The sequence below is a fragment of the Streptomyces sp. NPDC001219 genome (assembly GCF_053597915.1).
Genome location: NZ_JBSFJF010000001.1, coordinates 57366 through 79732 on the forward strand (window position 1 = coordinate 57366; position 22367 = coordinate 79732).

Sequence of the window (22367 nt, forward strand, 5' to 3'; positions counted from 1 at the left end):
CAGATGTGAGTCAGGAGTGGGGAAGGAGAAGGGAGAAGAGCGGAGTTGGAGAGGCCGGAGAGGCCAGCAGGGAACGAGAGGAAGGAAGTCAGGGGGAGTTGGGGGAAGTCGGGGGAGTGCGGGAACGGGCGTAAGGGGCAACGGCCGTGAGCAGGGGCCCGGTGGTGGTCAGGAGACGTCAGCGGGCGCCAGCAGGGCTTCCACGGCGCGTTTCGGCTTGTCCAGCAGGGCGCGGGTGGCCCGTTCCGCGGCGTCCGGGTCGCCTGCCGCGATCGCGTCCAGGACCGCGCGGTGGTCGCCGTGCACGATTTTCGGCATCGCCTGGTCGTCGAGCGCGTTGACCAGCGCCTCCCGTACCGAGCTGCTGAACCAGTCGTAGGTCGCCGTCAGCGCGGTGTTGTGTGCGGCTTCGACGACGGCCTTGTGGAACGCGATGTCATGGTCGGCGTAGAGCTCCAGACTGCCCGAGTCGGGCTGCCCCTCCGCGTCCGCCAGTTCGGCCTGTGCGTCCAGGGCGGCCCGCATCCGTGCGAGATCGTCGGGCCGGTGGCGCAGCGCGGCCAGCCGGGCGGCCTCCGCCTCCAGTGCGATCCGCAGCTCCAATACGTCGCGGATTCCGGCGCGTTGGATGCCGCGCATGATGTCGCCCGGGTCAGCGGTGGAGACGACGAAGGTGCCCTCGCCCTGGCGGGAGCGCAGCATCCCGGCGTGGACCAGGACCCGTACCGCCTCGCGCACGGTGTTACGGCCGACCTGGAGCTGCTCGGCGAGCGCGTGCTCGGTGGGAATCCGGGACCCCACCTTCCACTCCCCGGCCGTCAGCTGGGACCGCAGGGTCTCGACGACGGTGTCCACCAGGGATTGCCGTCCAGCTGCCTGCAGTGCCATGTCCGTCCCGTCCGTGTCGATGAACCCGTAGGGGCCCTAAGGCCCGTAGGCCCCGTAGGGCTCGTAGTGGAACCCGTAGGGCCGCAGCGGCGCTCAAGACCCGTAGGCCCGATCCCGCCCCGCTCGCCCGCCCCAGCTGCTCCGACCTCTGTCAGGGCCGCCCGAGCCCCGGTTGCCCAGTCATCCTACAACTGATCGATTCATCGTACACGGAAGTCATGGCGGCCCCCGCCACCCGCGCCGAAGGGCCCGCCCCGCACCTCCCCGACCCCATGGGATCTGCGGCGGCGGGCGTGGCGGGCCCTCGGCGCGGGCCTACAGCCCGATGTCCCGCTCCTGGATGTCCGCGAGGGATTCGCGCCGTACGAGAAGGCGGGCATGGCCCTCTGTGACGGCGATGACCGGCGGTCGGCCGACGAGGTTGTAACCGGAGGCCATCGAGACGTGGTACGCGCCGGCGACGGGGACGGCCAGCAGGTCGCCGGGCCGGATGTCGCCGGGCAGCAGGGCGTCGGCGGCGAGGATGTCACCGGCCTCGCAGTGCCGCCCGACGACGGTGACGGGTTCCGGGGCGGCCGCCGAGGCGCGGCCGACCAGCCGCGGCGCATAACGCACCCCGTACAGCGCCGGGCGCGGGTTGTCGCTCATCCCGCCGTCCACCGCCACGAAGGTGTGGTCGCCGGTCCGCTTGACGGACAGCACCCGGTAGAGGACGACCCCGGCCGGGCCCGCGATGGCGCGGCCGGGTTCGACGGCGAGGCGTGGCACCGGCAGACCGGCCGCCGCGCAGCCGCGGGCCAGTTCGGCGCGGACCTTGGTGCCTAGGGAGGCCAGGTCGAGCGCGGACTCTCCGGGGCGGTAGGCGACGCCGTGGCCGCCGCCGAGGTCCAGCTCGGGCAGGGTGACGCCGTGGTGCTCCCGTATCCGGGCGAGCAGGCCGATCAGCCGCCGTATCGCCGACAGATACGGCTTGACGGTGGTGATCTGCGAGCCCAAGTGGCAGTGCAGCCCGGTCAGTTCAAGGCGCGGCTGGCTGAGGACCCGGGCGATGGCGTGCTGCGCGGAGCCGTCGGCGATCGACAGGCCGAACTTCTGGTCGTCGGTCCCGGTACGGATCTTGGCGTGGCCGCCGGCGGCGATTCCCGGCACGACCCGGATCAGGACCTTCTGGCGGCTGCCCGCCGGGACGGCGGCGGCCAGCCGGGCGATCTCCGAGGTGCTGTCGATGACGATCCGGCCGACGCCCAGCCGCAGCGCGGCCCGCAGGTCCGCCGGGCTCTTGGCGTTGCCGTGCAGCACGATCCGCTTGGGCGGGAAGCCGGTGGTGACGGCCAGCTCCAGCTCGCCGGCGGAGCAGACGTCCAGCCCGAGTCCCTCCTCCTGCACCCAGTGCACCATCGCGCGGCACAGGAACGCCTTGGCCGCGTAGTAGACCTCGGTGTCGGGGAAGGCCCGTAGGTAGGCGCGGCAGCGGTGGCGCACCTCGTCCTCGTCCAGGACGTAGGCCGGGGTGCCGAAGCGGTCGGCCAGCTCGGTGAGCGGGACACCGCCGACGGCGACGTCGTCCGCGCCGACCGGCACGGCGGAGGCGGGCCAGACGGACCGCGGCGCGTCGCCGGACGGTGGCCGGGCGACGGCACCCGTCCGGGGCGTCACGGCGGTCTCCGTCGACGGCACGGCGGTACCCGTCGGGGGCACGGTGGTACCCGTCGGGGTGGCTGCCGCGTCTCCCGTCGGGGTCGCCACCGCGTTTCCCGTCGGGGTCGCCGCGGCGGTGGCCGGGGGCGGGGCAGTGGGCGTCCCGCGGGTGGTCGGGGGGTGGGGGAGTGTGGGGTGACTCATCGCGACGGCCTTTCCCTCAGACGGCCCGTAGGTGGTGACCACGGGGAATGTCGGGGACGAACCGGGGGTCGACGGTCAGGGCCGTGGCGCCGACGGGTTCGGTCAGGGCCCGCAGCGCGGGTTCGGAGAGCCTGACCCAGGGCTGGCCGCCGCCGAGGGCCGCGGCCAGCCGCTGGGCGGAGGTGAAGGCGACGGCGGTACGGCCGCCGAGCGGAGTGCGGAACAGGCGGGCCGTGCAGCCCGCGGGGCCCGACCGGACGGGGACGAACAGCGGCCCGGCCGGGACCCGTTCGGCAGGTTCGGGATCTTCCGCGTACAGAGGGTGGGACACGGCGTTGCTCCTCGGACAGGACATCGGCCCCGGACCGGTGGGAAGTGCGTACGCCGGGGCTCGGCTCTGACGCTATGCCCGGCAATCGGGACATCCCGTGGGTCGCTGACGCGTCATTGACGGGTTGCGGCCGCTACTTGACGCGATGCTGCCGCCCGGTGGCCGATTGTGCGGCGGCGGTGACTCCGGGAAACCGCCCCGGCAGGGGCTCGGCCCCCATCCGCCACCCGGCCCCTCGCCCGTGGCCCGGGTGGCGCTTGACCTTGACACTGTGGAAAGCACTCCACTGGAAGGCGTCATGTTCAGCATCGGAGATTTCGCCCGTTACGGCCGCGTGTCCGCCCGTATGTTGCGCCATTACGACGCGATCGGGCTGCTGCGCCCGGCCCGTACCGACCCCGTCACCGGCTACCGCTCCTACGAAGCCGCCCAGCTCGCCCGGCTCAACCGCATCATCGCGCTCAAGGACCTCGGGTTCAGCCTCCAGCAAGTGGGGTCGATCCTGGCCGAGGAGGTGAGCGTGCCGGAGCTGCGCGGCATGCTGCGGCTGCGGCAGGCCGAGCTGGAGGCGGCACGGACGGCGGCGGGCGCGCGGCTGGCGCAGGTCGAGGCGAGGCTCCGGACGATCGAGAGTGAGGGACGCATGTCTGCCGACGATGTGGTGGTCAAGCGCACCGAAACGGTCCTGCTCGCGGAGCTGCACGGGATCGCCGCCAGTTACGGGCCGGGGGACATCGGCCCGGTGATCACACCGCTCTACGCCGAGCTGTGCCGGCTGCTGGCGGCGGCGGGGGTGACCCCGGCCGGGCCGGGGCTGGCGTACTACGAGGACGTACCGGAACCGCCGGAGGCGGGCGAGCGCCCGGCCGGCGGGGGCGACGGGAAGGACGCCGTCGTCGTGCACGCGGGAATGGTGATCACCGAGGAGGCGCTGGCCAAGGCCGGTGCCAAAGCCGGTGCCAAAGCCGGTGCCAAAGCCGGTGCCAAGGCCGGCGCCGAGACCGGTGCCAAGGCCGGCACCGAGGCCGGCGCCGCCGCGGGCCGCCCGGGGGCGCCCGCCCCCACCGGCCTCGGCTTCGATGTCGTCACCCTCCCCGGCCTGGACAGCGCCGCCACGGTGGTGCACCACGGCCCGATGAGCCGGATACTGCCGACCGCCCAGAATCTCGCGCACTGGATCGACGCCAACGGCTATCGCTCCGCCGGATACGCCCGCGAGCTGTACCTGGAGTGCCCGCCGGACCAGGAGAAGTGGATCACGGAGATCCAGGAGCCGGTGGTCAGGGCGTGACGCCCTGCTCGGCAGCCCCGCCCTGCTCGGCAGCCCCGCCCGGTCCGGCAGTCCCGCCTGGCCCGGCAGCCCCGCCCAGACAGGCCGTGACCGCCTCCGCGAAGGACACCGCCGCCGGGCTGAGCGCCGCCCACCGGCGGACCGCCCAGCCGGTGGCCAGCGGAGGCAGGCCGGCGATCGGGACCAGCCGCAGGGCCGGCTGGGCGGTGGCCCGCAGGCCGGGGAGCTGCGGAACGACCGCATGACCGACGCCGAGTTCGGCCAGCAGCAGGGCGGTGTCCCAGTCGGCCACGCTGGTGGTGCTCGGGGGCGGCACGGGCCCGGCGTCCTGGTGGCCGAGGTGGCCGTCGAGGCGCATACGGGAGGTGGAGTTCTCCGGCAGCCGGATGTGCCGGATGCCGGCCAGTTCCCCGGGCGCGATGCACTCCCGGTCGGCGAGCGGGTCGTCGGCGCGTACGGCGAGCACCCACGGCAGCCGGATCACCGGATGCTGCTCGATGCCGCGCACCGGCGGGCCGATGGTGATCCAGGCCAGTTCGGAGCTGCCGTCCGCGACCGCCTCGAAGCAGCGGCGGCTGGAACTCTCGGTCTGGAACTCCAGGTTGACGTGCGGGTGGCGGGCCCGGAAGGCGACCACCGCCTCGGACATCATGTGCCGCACGGTCGTGGCGCCGGTGGTCACCCGGACCGTGCCGCCGTCGCCCGCGCGCAGATCGGCCAGCCGGCGCAGCGCCAGGTCCAGCCCGCTGAGGCCGTCCGCCGCCGCGCGGTGCAGAATCCGGCCCGCCTGGGTCGGTGCCACACCGCGTGGCCGGCGTTCCAACAGGCCGATGCCCGCCGTGCGTTCGAGGCGCCTGATGCGCTGGCTGACGGCCGACTGGGTGCAGCCGAGTTCGCGGGCCACGGCGCTGAGGCTGCCCGCCTCGCACACGGCCACGAAGGCGCGCAGATCATCGAGGGTCACCGGCACACGGTAGTCCGCCAACTGAAGCTGTAGCTAAGGGGTTTGGAAGGAGATCGGAGGATTGACTTGGGTGCGAGGGCGCGGCGAAGATCGTCGCAGGGCCCAGGGCGGCAACCCGGAACCGCGTACGGCCGTACGGTTCCGGGTGCCGACCCGCATACCCGAGCCGCATAACCCGACCCGCTCGCCCCACGGGCTACCCCCTCCGCCCCGCCACATCGCCCCTGTCCCCGTCCTCGTCCCCGCCCGCCCCGCGCCGTACAACGGCCAGGACCAGCAGCCCGCCCGCGACTGCCACGGCCCCGGAGAGCAGCAGGAGGTCGCTCAGCCCGGAGACATGGGCGGCGGCGACGGCGCTGGGGGAGGCGCCGGGCGGGAGGGTGTGCAGGGCGTCGGCGAAGACGGTGCCGAGGGCGGCGATGCCCAGGGCGTAGCCCAGCTGGCTGAAGGTATTCATGGCGCCGCTCGCCATGCCCGCCCGCTGCGGGGGCACCGCGCCGAGTGCCGCCGAGACCAGGACCGGCATCGCCGCCCCGATCCCCAGCCCGGTCACCGCGAGGCCGGGGACCAGCGCCGTCCAGCCGGCGCCGTCGTCCAGCAGCGCGTACTCCAGCAGCACTCCGGCGCCCACCAGCACCATGCCGGTACCGACCGGGAGTTGGGGTGGCATCCGCTGCAACAGCCGGCCGGCCAGCACCCCGACCAGCAGGGACACCAGCGCCATCGGCGTCACCGCCAGGCCCGCCCGCACCGGGCTCAGGCCGAGGACGTTCTGCACCCACAGCCCCACGAAGGTGAGGTACGGGAACGCCGCGGCCTGGAGCAGCAGCGCCGCCGCCAGCAGTGCCGTGAACGAGGGGCGGCGCAGCAGCCCCAGGTCCAGCAGCGGCCGGTGTGCCCGCCGTTCGACGGCGAGGAACACCAGCAGGGCGAGCGCCGCGCCGCCGAGCGAGGTGAGCGTCCCGGCGTCCATCCAGCCCTGCGCACCGCCGCGCATCAGCCCGTAGGTCAGTCCGCCCGCGCAGGCCGTGAAGCACGCGGCGCCGGGCCAGTCGATCCGGGCGCGGGGGTTCTCCCCGGCCGGGCCCGTACGGGGACGCCCGCAGCGGTCCCCCTCTCGGGTGCGCTCCGCATGTTTCTCTCCTCCGTTCGGATCGGCCGGTGCCGGCGGATCGGGCGCCGCCCGCGGGCCCGGCCCGGTCCGCCGTTGCGCCGGCCGGTGACCGGTGGGTCCGGCGCCCGGTGCGGCGCAGGTCCGACGCCACGGTGCGGCGCGCACCGTCCGCGCTCCCAGCCACCGCACGCCCGGCGGCGCAATCCGACACGCGTTAGCCTCGAACGGTGAATTCCGACGGGAGGCCCGCGGTGGCGGACCGGGGGAGGGGCACCGGTCAGGCTCCCGGCGGCCCCGCCGGTTTCGACGCCCTCGACCACCGGCTGGTCCATGCGCTGCAACTCGACGGCCGGGCGCCGTTCAGCCGGATCGCCGCCGTGCTCGGGGTCTCCGACCAGACCGTCGCCCGCCGCTACACCCGGCACCGCACCAACGGCTCGCTCAGGGTGCTGGGGCTGCCGGGCGGGGCGGCGCCGGGCGAGGTGCAGTGGCTGGTGCGGGTCCAGTGCGCCCCGGACGCCGCGGTCGCCGTCGCCGAGGCGCTGGCCCGCCGCCCGGACACCTCCTGGGTCGGCCTGATGTCCGGCGGCACCGAGATCACCGCGATGTGCCGCGCGGCGAGCAGCGAGCACAGCGACGCGCTGCTGCTGCAGAAGCTGCCCCGCACCCCGAGCGTCATCGGGGTGACCGCGCACTGCCGGCTGCACGAGTTCTTCGGCGGCCCGCGGAGCCTGATCAGCAAGTCCGGTGCGCTGACCGACGAGCAGATCGCCCGGCTGAGCCCGCCGCCGCCCGGCCCGGCCGCCGCCCCCGGCCCGCTCAGCGACGCCGACCGCCGGCTCTTCGACGCCCTCGCCCGGGACGGCCGCGCCCCGCTGGCCGAACTCGCCGCCGCCACCGGCTGGTCGCCCACCACCGTCCGCCGCCGCTGCGCGGAACTACGGGCGAACGGCGCCCTGTATTACGACGTCGACTACGACCTGACGCAGTTCGGGTACGGCGTGATGGTGGCCCTGTGGCTGTCCGTCGAGCCCGCCCGTCTCGCCGCCGCGGGCGAGGCGATGGCGGCACACCCGGAAGTCGGCTACGCCTGCGCCACCACCGGCCCGAACAACCTCTTCGCCTCGGTGCTCTGCCGCGACGTCGGCGCGGTCTACACGTATCTGACGACCCGGGTGGCGACGCTGCCCGGCGTGCGGTCCATGGAGAGCGCGCCCCGCATCCGGCACATCAAGGGGCCGGGGCCGCTGCTCCCCGCCGGCCACGCTGCCCCGGGGCGCCGCCGGTGAGGCCGCCGCGCGGCGGCCGTCGGCCCTTCCCCGCCAACGCCCTGACCTGGGTGAAGGACTGGGTGCGCAGCAGCCCCGGCACCCATATCTGGCTGCTGGTCATCGGCATCACCAGCCTGGTCGTCGCGGCCGCGTCCGAGGGGCTGGGGCAGTTCCTGATCCACCGCACCAGCAGCAACATCCACGAGCTGAACGAGCACCCGCTGCCGTCGCTGCTGATCAGCGGCTTCTGGATCGAACGCCCCTCGTCGTTCCTGCTCTACGTGGTGATGTTCGAGCTGCTGCACGCCAACGTGGAGCGCTGGACGGGGACCGGGCGCTGGCTGCTGACCGTCGGCGGCGCGCACATCGCCGCCACCCTCGCCAGCCAGGAACTCGTCCTGCTGGCCATCGAGGGCCACCGGCTGCCGCCTTCGATGACCCATGTCGTGGACATCGGCGTCTCGTACGGGCTGGCGGCGGCCGCCGGGGTGCTGACGTACCGGCTGCGGCCGCCCTGGCGTCACAGCTACCTCGCCGGGGTGCTGGTCTTCTTCGGTGTTCCGCTGCTGACCGGAGCGGACTTCACCGACTTCGGCCATGCCATCGCGCTGCTCATGGGCTTCGCGGCCTGGCCGCTGACCCCGGCGGCCGCCGGGGAGCCGCCGCCGGAGGACGGGAGCGGCCCCGCCGAAGGGGCCGCGGAACCCCCGCCGGAGCGGCGGCCGGAGAGCCCTCAGGAGAGGTAGAGCCGCTCCAGCACGGCCGCGACCCCGTCGTCCTCGTGGGAGGCGGTGCACTCGTCCGCGACGGCCTTCAGCTCGTCATGGGCGTTGGCCATCGCCACACCGTGCGCCGCCCAGGCGAACATCGGGATGTCGTTGGGCATGTCGCCGAAGGCGATCGTCTCCTTGGCGGTGAGGCCCAGCCGGCGGGCGGCCAGCGACAGCCCGGTGGCCTTCGACAGGCCCAGCGGCAGCAGCTCGACGATGCCCGCACCGGCCACCGTCACCCCCACCAGATCCCCGGCGACCTGCCGCGCGGCCAGCGCCAGCGCGTCGTCGTCCAGGGTCGGGTGCTGGAGGTAGACCTTGTTGATCGGGGCCGCCCACAGCGCGCCGGTGTCGTCCAGCAGGACGTTCGGCAGCGGGCCTTCCTGGACGCGGTAGCCGGGGCCGACCAGCACCTCGCCCTCCAGTCCGTCCCGGCTCGCCGCCAGATACAGCGGGCCGACCTCGGCCTCGATCTTGGCCAGCGCGAGCCCGGCGAGCTGGCGGTCGAGCGTCACGGACGTCAGCAGCCGGTGCTCCCCGGCGTGGTAGACCTGACCGCCCTGCCCGCACACCGCGAGGCCCCGGTAGTCCAGGGCGTCGAGGATGTGCCGGGTCCAGGGCACGGCCCGGCCGGTGACGACGATGTGCGCCGCGCCCGCCGCGGTGGCCGCGGCGAGCGCCCGGCGGGTGCGCTCGGAGACGGTCTCGTCGGCGCGCAGCAGCGTTCCGTCGAGGTCCGTCGCGATGAGCTTGTAGGGCAGCGGTGAGCCCGCGGCCGGAGCGGTTGCGCTCACTTGGCGACGGGCTCCAGGATCTCCCGGCCGCCCAGGTAGGGGCGGAGCACCTCGGGGACGCGCACCGAGCCGTCCGCCTGCTGGTGGTTCTCGAAGATCGCCACGATGGTGCGCGGTACGGCGCAGAGCGTGCCGTTCAGCGTCGCCAGCGGCGAGACCTTCTGCTTGCCGTCGACGGTCTCCCGCATCCGGACCGAGAGGCGGCGCGCCTGGAACTCGTCGCAGTTGGAGGCCGAGGTCAGCTCGCGGTACTTGCCCTGGGTGGGAATCCAGGCCTCGCAGTCGAACTTGCGGGAGGCGGAGGCGCCGAGGTCACCGGTGGCGACATCGATCACCTGGTAGGGCAGCTCCAGGCCGGTCAGCCACTGCTTCTCCCAGTCCAGGAGCCGCTGGTGCTCGTTCTGGGCGTCCTCCGGCGCGACGTACGAGAACATCTCGACCTTGTCGAACTGGTGGACCCGGAAGATGCCGCGGGTGTCCTTGCCGTAGGTGCCGGCCTCGCGGCGGAAGCACGGCGAGAAACCGGCGTAGCGCAGCGGCAGCTTGGCCCCGTCGACGATCTCGTCCATGTGGTACGCGGCGAGCGGGACCTCGGAGGTGCCGACCAGGTAGTAGTCGTCCTTCTCCAGGTGGTAGACGTTCTCGGCGGCCTGGCCGAGGAAGCCGGTGCCCTCCATGGCGCGCGGGCGCACCAGGGCGGGGGTCAGCATCGGTGTGAAACCGGCCGCGGTGGCCTGCGCGATGGCGGCGTTGACCAGCGCCAGCTCCAGCAGGGCGCCGACGCCCGTGAGGTAGTAGAAGCGGGAGCCGGACACCTTGGCGCCGCGCTCGACGTCGATGGCGCCGAGCAGCTCGCCGATCTCCAGGTGGTCCTTGGGCTCGAAGCCCTCGGCGGCGAAGTCGCGGATCGTGCCGTGCGTCTCCAGGACGCGGAAGTCCTCCTCGCCGCCGACCGGGACGTCGGGGTGGACGAGGTTGCCGAGCTTCCGCAGCAGCGCCTGCGTCTCTTCCTTGGCCTCGTCCTGGGCGGCGTCGGCGGCCTTGACGGCGGCGGACAGCTCACCGGCCTTCTTCAGCAGCGCGGCCTTCTCGTCGCCGGCGGCCTTGGGGATGAGCTTGCCGAGCGACTTCTGCTCGGCACGCAGCTCGTCGAAGCGGACGCTGGACGACCTGCTCCGCTCGTCGGCGGAGAGAAGCGCGTCGACGAGGTCGACGTCCTCTCCACGGGCGCGCTGGGACGCGCGCACACGGTCGGGGTCCTCACGGAGCAGGCGAAGGTCAATCACCCCCCCAGGCTACCGGGGCCACCCGCCGCCCCTCGACGCCATATTCCCTGGCGCGGCATTTTGCCCGTTTTGGGGTTGTTTATTCCCTTAGGGGTGGGGGGTGAAAGGCCGTGCCGAATTCCGGCGCATTCCCTGCTGCGGGAGAGGCGGTACGGGCTCTTCGCGGACTCCTCGTGACCTCTTCGCGGTCTCTTCGTGGGGCCTTGAGAGGGGCCTCGGCAGGCGATTTCGTGCGAGCGCCGTCGATGATCCACTATGTGGACAACGGGAGTTGAGCGGGCGCCGAGTCAGGGTTCGGGCCCCGAGTTATCCCCCGAGACCGCCTGGTTGTCCACAGGGGCGGCGAGTTTCGGGATTCTTATCCACAGGCTGTGTGTGAGATCTGTGGAAGTCGGAGGCGATCATTCCGCTCCCGAAATGCTCGGCTATGGATTCCCCGTCCAAACCCCGTTCACGCACTCTTTCGTGTGGGATTGCCTCGCTCTAAGGGATTGAACACGTGAATTGTGCTGACGATGCCCGACGTGGGGTGCTGTGGATGGGTGTGGGGTCAGTAGGGCGATATGTCGACTGTGTCCGACTCGCATGTCGACTTACCCACAGGTCGAGAACTGTACCTGTGGATAACTTTGTGGATAACCGAGCGCCCTGCCAAAATCGCAGGTCGTGCCCTTCCGAGGCCCCCGCCGGCCCGCCCGCGCGGCACCGGAATCCGGCTCAGCTCCGCCCGTCCATGCAGCGCGCCAGCCAGTCCGACGCGTCGGTGAACGCCGCGTCCGTCATCTCCCGCCGCACGGTCGGCGGCACCGCGTCCGCCCGCGGATACGACCCGAGGAACCGCACCTCGCGGCAGACCCGCTTGAGGCCCATCAGCACCTCGCTGACCCGGCGGTCGGTGACATGCCCCTCGCAGTCCACGGAGAAGCAGTAGCGGCCGATGCCCTCGCCGGTCGGCCGGGACTCGATCCGCATCATGTTCACCCCGCGCACCGTGTACTCCTGAAGCAGTTCGAGCAGGGCACCGGGGTGGTCCTCGGCCAGCCACAGCACGACCGAGGTCTTGTCGGCGCCTGTGGGTGCCACGGGCCGGGCCGGGCGGCCCACCAGCACGAAGCGGGTGGCCGCGTTCTGCGCGTCATGGATGTCGGCGACCAGCGGGGTGAGGCCGTACGTCGCCGCCGCGAACTCGCCCGCGAACGCGCCGTCGTAGCGGCCCTCCTGCACCAGCCGCGCGCCGTCGGCGTTCGAGGCCGCCGACTCCCATACGGCTTCCGGGAGTTGCGCCGCCAGCCACTTGCGGACCTGCGGCTGGGCGACCGGGTGCCCGGTCACCGTCTTCACGTCGCCGAGCGCCGTACCGGGGCGTACGAGCAGTGCGAAGGCGATCGGCAGCAGCACCTCGCGGTAGATCATCAGCGGCTCGCCGGAGGCCAGTTCGTCGAGGGTGGTGGTCACCCCGCCCTCGACGGAGTTCTCGATCGGCACCAGCGCCGCGGCGGCCTCACCGGCGCGCACCGCGTCCAGGGCCGCGGGCACCGACACCATCGGCGTCAGCTCGCGGGTCGCCGCCTCCGGCAGGGTGCGCAGCGCGGCCTCCGTGAACGTGCCCTCGGGGCCCAGATAGGTATAGCGGCTGGCCGACATGGATAAGGACTCCCTCGCGTAACTGCGGGGGCACCCCGCCGATGTTCTCCCTGCCCTGCCACGATACCCAGCCGCTCCGGCACCCGGCCGGTACACGGGAATACCGCCACCCCCCACCCCGTTGTGGCCCCGAAGGGGGCGCTCCCCACCCCTACGGCATCCGTTCGACCCCTCCCTAGGGCCCGCCCCGGCCTCGCGACGCTCCGGCCCCAGGCCCCCGGGCCCCGACCCCCGGCCCCGTGGCGGCTACCCCTCCAGCAGCGCCCGGCCCACGTAGTCGCCCGGCTCCGCGGCCGGGGGCACCGCGAACAGTCCGCTCGCCTCGTGCCGCAGGAACGGCGACAGCGCGTCCCCGCGGTCCAGCTTCCGCTGGACCTGGGTGAAGGCGCGCAGCGGATCGGCCTGCCAGCAGATGAACAGCAGCCCGGCGTCCGGGGCGCCGTCCTCCCGGAACCCGTCGTGGTAGGAGAACGGGCGGCGCAGCATCGCCGCGCCCTGGTTGGACTCGGGCGCCGCGATCCGCGCGTGCGCGTCGGCCGGGATGACCGGCAGCCCGTCCGGGCCGTTCGCGTCCAGCCGCATCGGGGTGGTCTCGGAACCGCCGGTCAGCGGCGCGCCATTGTCCTTGCGGCGCCCGATGACCCGCTCCTGGTCGTGCCGGGAGCGCTTCTCCCAGTCGTCCAGCAGCATCCGGATACGGCGCACGACGGCGTACGAGCCGCCGCGCATCCACGCCTGGTCGGCGTCCCGCCCGACGAAGATCCGCTCGTCGAAGTCCTTGTCCGACGGCTTGGGGTTGTTGGTGCCGTCGATCTGGCCCATCAGGTTGCGGGCGGTCATCGGGCGCGCGGTGGCGCCCGGGGTGCGGTTGAAGCCGTTCATCTGCCAGCGCGGCCGGGCCCGGCCGGCCGCGTCCTTCTGGAGCGCGCGCAGCGCGTGGAAGGCGACCAGCGCGTCATCGGCGCCGATCTGTATCCACAGGTCGCCGTTGCTGCGGTCGGGGTCCAGGGCGTCGGCGGAGAAGTCGGGCAGCGGGTCGAGGGCCACCGGGCGCCGCTTCGTCAGGCCCGTACGGCCGAAGAAGCTGTGCCCGAAGCCGAAGGTGACGGTCAGCGAGGACGGGCCGGCGTCGAGCGCGACCCCCGTGTCGGCGTCCGGGGCCCGTCCGGCCATCAGCTCCTCGGCCGTCCGCGACCAGCGGCGCAGTAGTGCGGCGACGGCCTTGCGGTCGGTGCCCGGCGCCAGGTCGAAGGCGACGAGATGGCCCGTGGCCTGCAACGGGGTGGTGATCCCCGCCTGGTGTCCGCCGCCCGCTCTCCGGAACGGAACCCGGGTCGCGCCGATGCTGGTCAGCGCCTCGGGGGCGTCGTCGCGCGCGGCCGAGACGCCGAGGGCGCCACCGGCCCCGCCGGCCACCAGCCCGGCCGCGCCCGCCGCCCCCGCGGTGCCGAGCAGCCGGCGGCGGGACACCGTCCCGGCGGACCCGGCCGTCTCCGGTGCCGGCGCGGCGGCCGGGCCGGGGACGCGCGTGCCGCCCGCCCCGGCGCTCTTCCTGCCGTTGGCCTGCTGCGCGGCGGTCTGCTGCGCGGGGGCCTCCTTCGTGGCGGCCGGCTTGCGGGGCGTCTGCTTGCGCGCGGGCTGCTTACGGGGGGTCTGCTTGCTCATGAGCCGATCTTCACGTTCCTGAACTCGGTCACCTGGTCGATGTCGGAGGTCCGGACGACCAGCGACAGCCGCCACTGTCCGGGGACCGGCAGCTGGACCCCGTTCGCCCGCCACCGGCCCTCGCCGGAGTGCCGGAGGGTGGCCGACAGCGGCCCGAGCTTCTTGGACTTCTCCGTGAAGGAGACCTTCACCTCGGGGACGTCCAGGGGCTTGCCCGCGGGGTCGGTGATCCGCAGCTGCACCGTGTTGGCGCGGCCGCTGCGCCCGGGGGCGAGGTCGACGCGGGCGGTGCCCTTGCCGCGCGGGCCGCCGGTGTCGAACGGGAGGACCAGCGCCTGCGGCCGGCCGGGTGCGGGGGCGGACCGTCCGCCCGAGGTGGCCTTGGCCGCCGCTTCGGTACGGGCCGGCTCGGTGGCGGTCAGCGCCGTGGTGACCACGAGCAGCACGACCGCGACCGACGCCTCCGCCAGCACGGACCGGCGCAACCCCAGCCGCTCCTGGTCGGCGTCCCGTACGCGCTTGGTCCGCGCGGTACGCAACGCGGCCTGCTGCCGGGCGAGTTGGGCGGCGCGGGCGGGGTCGGGCGCGGGGGCCGGGCCGGGCGCGGGGGAGGAGCCGGGCTCCGAGGCGTCGCCGCCCTCAGGAGCCGCACCGCCCTCAAAGGTCGCTCCACCCTTAGGGGCCACTCCACCCTGAGGAGCCGCTCCGCCCTTAGGGGCCGCCCCGGCAGCGACAGCACCGGCCGAGGCCCCGACAGACACCTTCCCCGTGTCCTCTGCCTCTTCCGCCCCCTCCGCGTCCTCCGCCCCCCGAAGTTCCGCCGCCGGTACCTCCGCCAGCCGCCCGGTCCACTGCCGCGACAGCCAGGCGATCCCGACGAGCACCACGACCAGCGCCACCTTCACCAGCAGCAGCTGCCCGTACGTGGTGTCGACCAGCGCCTGCCAGGTGCCGACCTGCCGCCAGGACTGGTAGAGGCCGGTGGCCACCAGCACCACTACGGAGCCGAAGGCGAGCCGGGAGAAGCGGCGGACGGCGGTCCGTTCGACGGGCGGGCCCCAGTAGAGGGACACCAGCAGCGCCGCCAGCCCGCCGAGCCAGACCGCGACCGCCAGCAGGTGCAGCACATCGACCGGCATCGCCACGGCGGGCTGCAGCCCGGCCGAGGCGTGTTCGGCCATCGCCCAGGTCGCGGCGAGCCCGGTGGCGACGACCGCCCCGCCGAAGCCGAGCCCGAGGGTGAGGGTCCTGCGCCGCCCGGCCTGTCCGGCGGCGTCCACGACCGGCTCCTCGCCGGTCCCGTCCCCGGCCCCGTCCGCCTCCGCCGGTTCGTACGCCCGCGCATACGTCCCGAAGAGCATCGCCACGAACAGCGCAGCGGCGGCGAGCAGCAGCAGCCGGGCGATCAGCGCCGTCCCCGGCTTGGTGACCAGGACCTGCTGGAGCCCGCCGAGGTCGAGGACGTCGGCGAGGTCACCGGACCCGGTGTACGGGGTGCGCAGCAGCAGCATCACGACGGTGGTGCCGGCCAGCAGCGCCCAGCCGTACACCACCAGCCGCTGCACGGACCGTACGAGGGCCGCGGCGGGCCGGCAGGCCATCACGAACGCGGCGCCGCCGGCCAGCAGCACGAACCCGGCGTAGGCCAGATACCGGGCGATCCCGTAGAGCGCGCCCACCACGCCGCCGCCGGCCTCCTGTTGGGGGACCGGGGCGGTGGTCTTGGAGGGCGCGCCGATCGAGAAGGTGAAGGCACCGGACACGGGGTGGCTGTCGGCGGAGACCGCCTGCCAGGCGACGGTGTACGTACCGTCGCGCAGCCCCGACGGCAGCCCCGCGCCGTATTTGACGACGCGGCCGCTGCTCAGATTCCGCAGCTTCTTCTCGTCCACCCGCTCGCCCTGCGGATTCAGCACCCGGATCGAGTCGTCGCTCATCGCGACGCCCTCGGAGAAGGTGAGCGTCACCTGCCCGGGGGCGCGGTCCGCCACCGACCCCTGCGCGGGGGTGCTGCCGGTCAGCGCGGCGTGCGCCGAGGCCGGTGCGGCACCGCCGAGCCCGCCGAGCAGCGTGCCGGCCAGCGCGAGCGCGACGACCAGCAGGCGCAGCACGGCGGACCGTCGCGGCCGAAGCCCGGTGGTGACCATAGTGATCGCTCCCTCTACTCCCGTTGTCTCTTCCGGCCCGTCCGTGCTTCCGGCCGCGGCTGGTGCCTCTCCGGTCCCCCTGGCTGTCCGGTGGTGGCGTCCCGTCAGTGCTTCGGCTGGTAGGTGGCGTCCTTGACCGGCACCTGCACCCTGACCGGGTCGGCGCCCGCGAAGTGCAGCGTGACGGTGAAGGTGTCGCCCTTGGTCGGCTTGTTCTTCATCCCCATGAGCATCAGGTGGTTGCCGCCGTGGCTGAGCCGGAGCGTGCCGTGGGCCGGGACGGGCAGGGACTCGACCTGCTCCATCTTGGTGCCCGCCGTCTTGTGGATCGTGATGGACTTGGCCACGTTGCTGGTGACCGCGGTGAGCTTGTCGGCGGTGTCGCCGTTGTTCTTGACGGTGAAGTACACACCGGCCATCTGCTGGGTGACGGGCTGCGGCATGTACGCGTCGTCGACCGCGATCTTCGGGGCGCTGTCCCCGCCGCAGCCCGTCAGCGCGAGCCCGGCCGTCAGGGTGAGGGCGGCGGCGAGGGTGGTGCGGCGGTTCACGGGTTCTGTCCCTTGATGATCTTCGGAAGTGCCTTGGTGAAGTCGTCGGAGGTCGCCTTCTCCATGGCCATCCAGTGGACCTTGTCGTCCTTGGGGGAGGTCAGCAGAACCTGCGCCCCATGGGTGGAGACGACCTCGCCGTTCTTCTTCTTGACCGGCTTCTCGATGCCGATGTTCACGCTGCGCGCGCCGGCCTGGATGGTGTCGAACTTCCCGGTCAGGCCGGTGAAGTCCTTGTTGATGCCGCCGAGCCAGGTCTTGAGGGTGGCGGAGGTGTCGCGCTCCGGGTCGGAGGTGACGAACACCACCCGTAGGTCCTTCTGCTGGACCTTGGGCAGCTGCTTCACGGCGACCGCGATGTTGGCCATCGTCACCGGGCAGACGTCCGGGCAGTGGGTGTAGCCGAAGTAGATCAGCGTCGGGTGGCCCTTGGTCTTCTCCAGCAGGTCGTACTTGTCGCCCTGGGTGTCGGTCAGGACCAGGTCCGGCTTCGCCAGCGGACTGTCGAGCGTGATGATCGGCTTGGCGGTGGTGCCGCCGGAGACCTCGGCGGCGGGCTTGCTGTCGTCCCCGCCACAGGCGGTCAGGCTGAGAGCCGCGGCCGCCGTGAGGGCGGACGCGAGCAGCGTCGTTCTACGCATTGCAGATGAATCCCGTGAGTTGAATCCCGTGGTGTCCGGGAAGGGGCGTCGGGCCGGCGCGGGTCAGGCGCCGGCCCGTCCGTGATCAGGCGCTGCGGCGCCGTCCGGCGAACACACCGAAGCCGACACCGATGATGCCGACGACGATGCCGACGGCGCCCAGGACGCGCGCCGTGGTGTCGCCGGCGGAGGCGTCCTCGCCGGCCGCGGCGTTCTTGGCGTGGTCCTTGCCACCGCTCTTGTCGTCCGCGCCGGCGGCGCCGTGGCCGTCCTCCTCGGCGGCGGTGAGCTTGAGGACGGGCGCCGGGCTCTCCGGCTCCGGGGCACCCTCCTTCGTCGGCTCGATCCAGCGCACGACCTCCTTGTCGTCGTACGTCTGGAGGGCCTTGAAGACGACCTGGTCGGCGTCCTCGGGCAGCATGCCGACGGAGACCGGGAACTGCTGGAACTGACCGGGCTCGACGCCCTTGTCGTCCGCGGTCCAGGTGATCTTCGAGGGGGCCTCGCTGATCTTCTCGCCGTGCATCTCGATCGGCTTGGCCAGCTTGGACTTCTTGACGTCCACTTTCCAGCCGGGCACCGGCTGCGGCATGACGGACGCCAGCGGGTGGTCCGTCGGCAGCGTGACCTCGAGCTTCACCGTCGACGCGTCGTCGCGCTCATTGGGCACCTTGAAGTTGACGGTCGCGTAGCCGCCCTTCGGGGCGGGGCCGGCCGGCTGCACGCTGACGTGCGCGAAGGCCGGGGCTGCGAGCAGCACCACACCGCCGGCCGCGGCGGCGGCAACGAGCGGCACGCGCCGGGCGAGCCGGCGCGCACGCGAGGCCTCCGGCTGCTGCTGCGGCATCTGCGTCGTCTTCGAGATCTTCGACATCGGAAAAACACTCCACAGGAAGGAGAAAGGTGCTGGTGACGGTGTTGGGTGGCGCGCGTGCGGCGACGACGCGCGAGCCCGTACCCGTCCTGTGGGAGCGTGCTTCGCGCGATGTCAGGCCGCGAGGGCAAGGGTGGGTGGCCCTCGCCTCACGACACTGTGGTGGAGCGCGGGGTCCCGCGGGCCGGGTTTGTCATCCCCGTACGAAACGGGGGCGCGCCGCGCCTCGTCGTGCGCCGCTCCCAGGCCCCTGAGCAGGGCACGGACCAGCACCAGCGCCATCCGGACCGCACCGACCAGCGTCCGTACGGCCATCCCGCGGGCCGCCGGGGCCGACAGCCGGACCAGCCGCCACAGCGCGGCCTCGCCCCGCCGCAGCAGCCAGCCGAGGGCGAGCGCCGCCAGCAGATGCCCCAGCAGCATGGGCAGCGACGGCAGCAGACCGTGCAGCACCACCGGGTCGGCGGCCGGGCCACCGGCCGTGCCGTGCCCCGCCGGTGCCACCCCGGCCGCGGCGGCCGTGTCGAAGCCGCCCGAGCCGAGCACCCGGCGCGCCTGCGCGCCGTCCAGCTGTCCGCTGCCGCCTCCGCAGGTCAGATGCCGGGCCAGGCTGATCGCGGCCTGGTCCGAGAGCCCGCCGGCACCCGGGCCGCGCGGCGCGGTGCCGGGCACCGGCCGCTGCCCCCAGGAGAACAGCGCATGCAGCGCGAGCTGTCCCACGGCGAGCCCCACGGCGATCCCCGGCAGGGAGCGCTCCCGCCCGGCCAGCGGCGCGGCGACCGCGAACACCGCGGCGGCGGCCACGCCCATCGTCCACAACGGGACGGCGCACGAGGCGAGGATGTGCCCGGCCGCGGACAGCGCGACGCAGACCGCGGTGAAGACCGCGGCCCTCAACAGCCGGAGATCGGCGGCTGCGCGCGCTGTGGAGGCGGGCGGTGGAGTCATGGCCGCGCCATCATCCCACTGGTGCCAAGGGCGCCCGACGGCAGGTCGGTGTCAAGGGGCGCCCGGTGGGGCGTCCGAGGAGTCAGGCAGGGCGCGCGGAGGCGCATGGCCCGCGCGGCACCTACACCGATGCGCTCACTCCTCGCATCCGCCGAATGAGCGGTATCACGTCCCGGACATGCTTACGGACCTTGGGGCGCGGCAATAGGTAACGATATGTCGAGCCGCGGCCAGGAGGCTGGAGCGATGAGCATCTGGTGGTCACTCCATTTGCGGCGTGAGGCTGCGAGCGTGCCGCTCGCCCGTCGTCTGCTGCTGGGCACGATGGAGACCGCGGGCGTGGATCCGGACATCTGCTACGACCTGTCGGTGGCCCTCTCCGAAGCCTGCGCGAACGCCGTCGAGCACGGGGGCGACGCCACCGAGGACTACCGCGTCACCGCCTTCATCGACGGCGACACCTGCCGCATCGAAGTCACCGACTCGGGCCCCGGCTTCCACCACAGCGCCCCACCCCCCACGGCCACGGACCGCGCCCTCCCCCCGGCCCCCGTGCCCACCCCCGCGCAGCCCGCCGAGTTCGCCGAGGACGGCCGGGGCCTCTTCCTCATCGAGGCCCTCACCGACCACGTCCGCTACCGCAACCGCACGGGCCGCCCCGGCGCCGTGGTCAGCTTCGACAAGATCCTCAAATGGCGCGAGGGAGCGGCACTGCCGATGGCGTCGTGATCGCCGGTCACGTCCGGGCGGTGTCGCACTGTCCGAAGGACCCGGCATGGGACGATCGCCAAGGTGTCAATCCGGGCGAACCTCGGCACATGGATAATTGGCTGGAAATCGCCGCTTGAGGGGGAGCGGCAGCGCGGTCTCGCGGTGGGAGGACCTCCCCCGCGGCGTCCCCTGTCCCTGCGAGACCGGCGCGCACCTGGATTAACGCGAAGTTGCTCGCGTTAACTCGTCCCGGACAATACTTGGCGTGAACCCGCACTGCAATACGGAGCCGTCGTGACGACAGCGCACCATGCCCCGGGCGAGACCCGGCCCGGCGGGCGTACGGCCCGCACCCGTCAGGCCGTATTGACCGCCGTTTTCCAGGAGTTGGGCGAGGGCGGCTTCGCCGGGCTGACGATGGAGAAGGTCGCGCGGCGCTCCGGAATCCACCTCGCGACGCTCTATCGCCGGTGGCGCGGCCCGGAGGGGCTGGTGTGCGAGCTGCTGACCGAGCTGAGCTCCGATGTGCCGCTGCCGGACTCCGGCAGCCTGCCCGAGGACCTGCGGGCGCTGGCCCGTTCGATAGCGGCGTTCTACGGCGAGGCGCGGATGAGCGGGCTGATCGAGGCGGTGGTCTCCGCCGCGGTGCGCGACCCGCAGGCGGCCTCGGTGCTGCGGTCCTTCTTCGGCGAACGCCTGGCGCTGGCCGGCCGGATGGTGCGGCGGGCCGTCGACCGTGGTGAACTGCCCGGCGACACCGACCCGGAGGAACTGATGTCGGCGCTCGGCGCGCCCTTCTACTACCGGATTCTGATCGCCCGCCGGCCCGTCGACCGGGACCTCGCCGAGTCCGCCGCCACCGCCGTCTGGGCGGCGGCCCGCGCGGGCGCCTACCGGGCGAGGGAGACGGACGCCGGGCCCGGCAACGGGACGGCTCCCGGCAGCGGTTGACGCCGCCGGGAGCCGTTACGCGTATCCGCCGCCGTTACCTGCCGAGCAGGCCGGCCATCCAGGCCTCGACCTCGTCCGACCGCCGGGGCAGCCCGGCCGAGAGGTTCCGGTTGCCGTCGTCCGTGACGAGGATGTCGTCCTCGATGCGGACACCGATGCCCCGGTACTCCTCGGGGACCGTCAGATCGTCCGCCTGGAAGTACAGTCCGGGCTCGACGGTCAGCACCATGCCGGGCTCCAGCGTGCCGTTGACGTAGTGCTCGGTGCGGGCCGCGGCACAGTCGTGGACGTCGAGGCCGAGCATGTGGCCGGTGCCGTGCAGGGTCCAGCGGCGCTGCAGCCCCAGCTCCAGCACCCGCTCGACCGGGCCCTCGACCAGGCCCCACTCGACCAGCTTCTCGGCGAGCACCCGCTGCGCCGCGTCATGGAAGTCGCGGTAGGCCGCACCCGGCTTGACCGCCGCGATGCCCGCCTCCTGGGCCTCGTACACCGCGTCGTAGATCGTGCGCTGGAGGTCGGTGTAGCGGCCGTTGATCGGCAGGGTGCGGGTGATGTCCGCGGTGTAGAGGGTGTGGGTCTCCACACCGGCATCCAGCAGGAGCAGCTCGCCGGAGCGGACCGCGCCGTCGTTGCGGACCCAGTGCAGGGTGGTGGCGTGCGGGCCGGCGGCGCAGATCGAGCCGTAGCCGATGTCGTTGCCCTCGACACGGGCGCGCAGGAAGAACGTTCCCTCGATGTAGCGCTCGCTGGTCGCCTCGGCCTTGTCGAGGACCTTCACGACGTCCTCGAAGCCGCGCACCGTCGAGTCGACGGCCTTCTGCAGCTCGCCGATCTCGAACGCGTCCTTGACCGCGCGGGCTTCGGAGAGGAAGACCCGCAGCTCCTCGTCCCGCTCGGCGGTGACCTTGTCGGTCAGCGCGGCCTCGATGCCGGCGTCGTGGCCGCGCACCACGCGGACCGGGCCGGTGGCCTCCGTGAGCGCGTCGGGCAGCGCGCGGACGTCCTTGCAGGGGACGCCGAGCAGTGCCTCGGACTCGTGGAGGCTGTGGCGCCGGCCGACCCACAGCTCGCCCATGCCGTTGAGCCAGAACTCGCCGTTCTCACGGTCGGAGCGCGGCAGCCGGTAGAGCGTCGCCTCGTGCGTGTCGCCCGCCGGCTCCAGGACCAGGACGCTGTCGTCGGTCTGGTCGCCGGTGAGGTAGACGTACTCCGTCGAGGCGCGGAACGCGTACTCGGTGTCGTTGGAGCGGGTCTTCAGATTGCCCGCCGGGATCACCAGGCGCTCCCCGGGGAAGCGCGCGGACAGTGCGGCCCGGCGCCGGGCCGCGTGCGGGGCCTGCTCGACCGGCTGCAGGTCGCGCAGCTCGGTGTCGGCCCAGCCGCTCTTCATGTTCGCCGCGAGCTCGTCCGAGACGCCCGGGTAAAGGCCGTTCTTGCGCTGCTTGATCGGCTGCTCGTCCTCGTCCGGGGTCTCCGGAGTGAGCGCGTCGGTCACCATGCCTCCCTTAAAGACTGAACCGCATTCCATCGTATGTGCGGATCGAAATCGGTCCAGGGGCAAGAAGCTGTGACCTCTCCGGCACTCCGGCCATAGGAGGCATGGCGCCCGGCAGATCCGGGCGGGCAAAGTGCGCGGGCGCACGCGGCGGGGTGTCCGCCCGCCGTACGTGGCGGGCTCGGGGCC

General features: G+C 73.1%; 20 protein-coding genes. 5 read left to right on the plus strand and 15 right to left on the minus strand.

The annotated features are described in order from the left end of the window. Positions 1-168: 168 nt before the first annotated feature. The 3 genes from ACWC9R_RS00260 to ACWC9R_RS00270 form a co-directional block, all read right to left on the minus strand. Positions 169-888: a FadR/GntR family transcriptional regulator gene (locus ACWC9R_RS00260; protein WP_450727445.1), complete on the minus strand. Its 720-nt coding sequence runs from the start codon at positions 886-888 to the stop codon at positions 169-171. Positions 889-1203: 315 nt separating this feature from the next. Then, positions 1204-2730, minus strand: coding sequence for a diaminopimelate decarboxylase (gene lysA / locus ACWC9R_RS00265; protein ID WP_450727447.1), 1527 nt, complete (start codon positions 2728-2730; stop codon positions 1204-1206). 16 nt (positions 2731-2746) lie between these two features. Further along, positions 2747-3061: an SAV_915 family protein gene (locus ACWC9R_RS00270; RefSeq protein WP_450727449.1), complete on the minus strand. Its 315-nt coding sequence runs from the start codon at positions 3059-3061 to the stop codon at positions 2747-2749. Between the two features lie 298 nt (positions 3062-3359). Between ACWC9R_RS00270 and ACWC9R_RS00275 the strand changes: the two genes are divergently transcribed. Next, positions 3360-4352 (plus strand): MerR family transcriptional regulator, encoded by a 993-nt coding sequence (locus ACWC9R_RS00275; RefSeq protein ID WP_450727876.1) that lies wholly within the window; start codon positions 3360-3362, stop codon positions 4350-4352. On the opposite strand, the gene ACWC9R_RS00280 is transcribed toward ACWC9R_RS00275, so the two are convergent. Together ACWC9R_RS00280 and ACWC9R_RS00285 are read right to left on the minus strand one after the other, a co-directional pair. Further along, on the minus strand, positions 4342-5316 hold the full coding sequence (locus ACWC9R_RS00280) for a LysR family transcriptional regulator (protein ID WP_450727451.1): 975 nt from the start codon (positions 5314-5316) through the stop codon (positions 4342-4344). The genes ACWC9R_RS00275 and ACWC9R_RS00280 overlap by 11 nt on opposite strands. Before the next feature lie 196 nt (positions 5317-5512). Further along, positions 5513-6313 carry an MFS transporter gene (locus tag ACWC9R_RS00285; RefSeq protein ID WP_450727453.1) on the minus strand — a complete coding sequence of 267 codons (801 nt, stop codon included), beginning with the start codon at positions 6311-6313 and terminating at the stop codon, positions 5513-5515. 344 nt (positions 6314-6657) lie between these two features. On the opposite strand from ACWC9R_RS00285, the gene ACWC9R_RS00290 reads away from it, so the two are divergent. Together ACWC9R_RS00290 and ACWC9R_RS00295 are read left to right on the plus strand one after the other, a co-directional pair. Further along, positions 6658-7719 carry an Lrp/AsnC family transcriptional regulator gene (locus ACWC9R_RS00290; RefSeq protein ID WP_450727455.1) on the plus strand — a complete coding sequence of 354 codons (1062 nt, stop codon included), beginning with the start codon at positions 6658-6660 and terminating at the stop codon, positions 7717-7719. Beyond that, positions 7716-8447 carry a rhomboid-like protein gene (locus tag ACWC9R_RS00295; protein WP_450727457.1) on the plus strand — a complete coding sequence of 244 codons (732 nt, stop codon included), beginning with the start codon at positions 7716-7718 and terminating at the stop codon, positions 8445-8447. The genes ACWC9R_RS00290 and ACWC9R_RS00295 overlap by 4 nt, the downstream gene beginning before the upstream one ends. Here ACWC9R_RS00295 and ACWC9R_RS00300 read toward each other — a convergent pair. The 9 genes from ACWC9R_RS00300 to ACWC9R_RS00340 all read right to left on the minus strand — a co-directional run bounded on the left by ACWC9R_RS00300 (position 8435) and on the right by ACWC9R_RS00340 (position 19021). Beyond that, on the minus strand, positions 8435-9265 hold the full coding sequence (locus ACWC9R_RS00300; RefSeq protein ID WP_450727459.1) for an HAD family hydrolase: 831 nt from the start codon (positions 9263-9265) through the stop codon (positions 8435-8437). The genes ACWC9R_RS00295 and ACWC9R_RS00300 overlap by 13 nt on opposite strands. Next, positions 9262-10551 carry a serine--tRNA ligase gene (gene serS, locus ACWC9R_RS00305; RefSeq protein WP_450727461.1) on the minus strand — a complete coding sequence of 430 codons (1290 nt, stop codon included), beginning with the start codon at positions 10549-10551 and terminating at the stop codon, positions 9262-9264. The genes ACWC9R_RS00300 and serS overlap by 4 nt, the downstream gene beginning before the upstream one ends. 717 nt (positions 10552-11268) lie before the next feature. After that, positions 11269-12195 (minus strand): prephenate dehydratase, encoded by a 927-nt coding sequence (pheA, locus tag ACWC9R_RS00310; protein WP_450727463.1) that lies wholly within the window; start codon positions 12193-12195, stop codon positions 11269-11271. Positions 12196-12441: 246 nt separating this feature from the next. Next, on the minus strand, positions 12442-13860 hold the full coding sequence (efeB, locus tag ACWC9R_RS00315) for an iron uptake transporter deferrochelatase/peroxidase subunit (RefSeq protein WP_450727465.1): 1419 nt from the start codon (positions 13858-13860) through the stop codon (positions 12442-12444). Next, complete coding sequence (locus ACWC9R_RS00320; protein WP_450727467.1) at positions 13857-16007, minus strand: copper resistance CopC/CopD family protein; 2151 nt, start codon at positions 16005-16007, stop codon at positions 13857-13859. The genes efeB and ACWC9R_RS00320 overlap by 4 nt, the downstream gene beginning before the upstream one ends. Before the next feature lie 104 nt (positions 16008-16111). Next, positions 16112-16558, minus strand: a complete 447-nt coding sequence (locus ACWC9R_RS00325) for a copper chaperone PCu(A)C (protein WP_450727469.1) — start codon at positions 16556-16558, stop codon at positions 16112-16114. Further along, positions 16555-17199: an SCO family protein gene (locus tag ACWC9R_RS00330; RefSeq protein WP_450727471.1), complete on the minus strand. Its 645-nt coding sequence runs from the start codon at positions 17197-17199 to the stop codon at positions 16555-16557. Before ACWC9R_RS00330 ends, ACWC9R_RS00325 begins: the two co-directional genes overlap by 4 nt. A gap of 85 nt (positions 17200-17284) precedes the next feature. Then, on the minus strand, positions 17285-18073 hold the full coding sequence (locus tag ACWC9R_RS00335; protein ID WP_450727473.1) for a YcnI family copper-binding membrane protein: 789 nt from the start codon (positions 18071-18073) through the stop codon (positions 17285-17287). Between the two features lie 114 nt (positions 18074-18187). Further along, positions 18188-19021, minus strand: a complete 834-nt coding sequence (locus tag ACWC9R_RS00340; RefSeq protein ID WP_450727475.1) for a hypothetical protein — start codon at positions 19019-19021, stop codon at positions 18188-18190. A 246-nt stretch (positions 19022-19267) separates the two neighbouring features. Here ACWC9R_RS00340 and ACWC9R_RS00345 point away from each other — a divergent pair, with 246 nt between their 5' ends. Continuing rightward, entirely contained in the window at positions 19268-19750 is a 483-nt protein-coding gene (locus ACWC9R_RS00345) for an ATP-binding protein (protein ID WP_450727477.1), read from the plus strand. A gap of 276 nt (positions 19751-20026) precedes the next feature. After that, the gene (locus ACWC9R_RS00350) at positions 20027-20683 is read left to right on the plus strand and encodes a TetR/AcrR family transcriptional regulator (protein ID WP_450727479.1); all 657 of its coding nucleotides are present in this window, start codon (positions 20027-20029) and stop codon (positions 20681-20683) included. A 34-nt stretch (positions 20684-20717) separates the two neighbouring features. On the opposite strand, the gene ACWC9R_RS00355 is transcribed toward ACWC9R_RS00350, so the two are convergent. Next, entirely contained in the window at positions 20718-22181 is a 1464-nt protein-coding gene (locus ACWC9R_RS00355) for an aminopeptidase P family protein (protein ID WP_450727481.1), read from the minus strand. Between the last annotated feature and the right edge of the window lie 186 nt (positions 22182-22367).

Bases quoted from the DNA above. Each gene is read 5' to 3' on its own strand.
- ACWC9R_RS00260 (WP_450727445.1), bottom strand. From the start codon at position 888: ATGGCACTGCAGGCAGCTGGACGGCAATCCCTGGTGGACACCGTCGTC.
- lysA (WP_450727447.1), bottom strand. From the start codon at position 2,730: ATGAGTCACCCCACACTCCCCCACCCCCCGACCACCCGCGGGACGCCC.
- ACWC9R_RS00275 (WP_450727876.1), top strand. From the start codon at position 3,360: ATGTTCAGCATCGGAGATTTCGCCCGTTACGGCCGCGTGTCCGCCCGT.
- ACWC9R_RS00285 (WP_450727453.1), bottom strand. From the start codon at position 6,313: ATGCGCGGCGGTGCGCAGGGCTGGATGGACGCCGGGACGCTCACCTCG.
- pheA (WP_450727463.1), bottom strand. From the start codon at position 12,195: ATGTCGGCCAGCCGCTATACCTATCTGGGCCCCGAGGGCACGTTCACG.
- efeB (WP_450727465.1), bottom strand. From the start codon at position 13,860: ATGAGCAAGCAGACCCCCCGTAAGCAGCCCGCGCGCAAGCAGACGCCC.
- ACWC9R_RS00320 (WP_450727467.1), bottom strand. From the start codon at position 16,007: ATGGTCACCACCGGGCTTCGGCCGCGACGGTCCGCCGTGCTGCGCCTG.
- ACWC9R_RS00330 (WP_450727471.1), bottom strand. From the start codon at position 17,199: ATGCGTAGAACGACGCTGCTCGCGTCCGCCCTCACGGCGGCCGCGGCT.
- ACWC9R_RS00335 (WP_450727473.1), bottom strand. From the start codon at position 18,073: ATGTCGAAGATCTCGAAGACGACGCAGATGCCGCAGCAGCAGCCGGAG.
- ACWC9R_RS00340 (WP_450727475.1), bottom strand. From the start codon at position 19,021: ATGACTCCACCGCCCGCCTCCACAGCGCGCGCAGCCGCCGATCTCCGG.
- ACWC9R_RS00345 (WP_450727477.1), top strand. From the start codon at position 19,268: ATGAGCATCTGGTGGTCACTCCATTTGCGGCGTGAGGCTGCGAGCGTG.
- ACWC9R_RS00355 (WP_450727481.1), bottom strand. From the start codon at position 22,181: ATGGTGACCGACGCGCTCACTCCGGAGACCCCGGACGAGGACGAGCAG.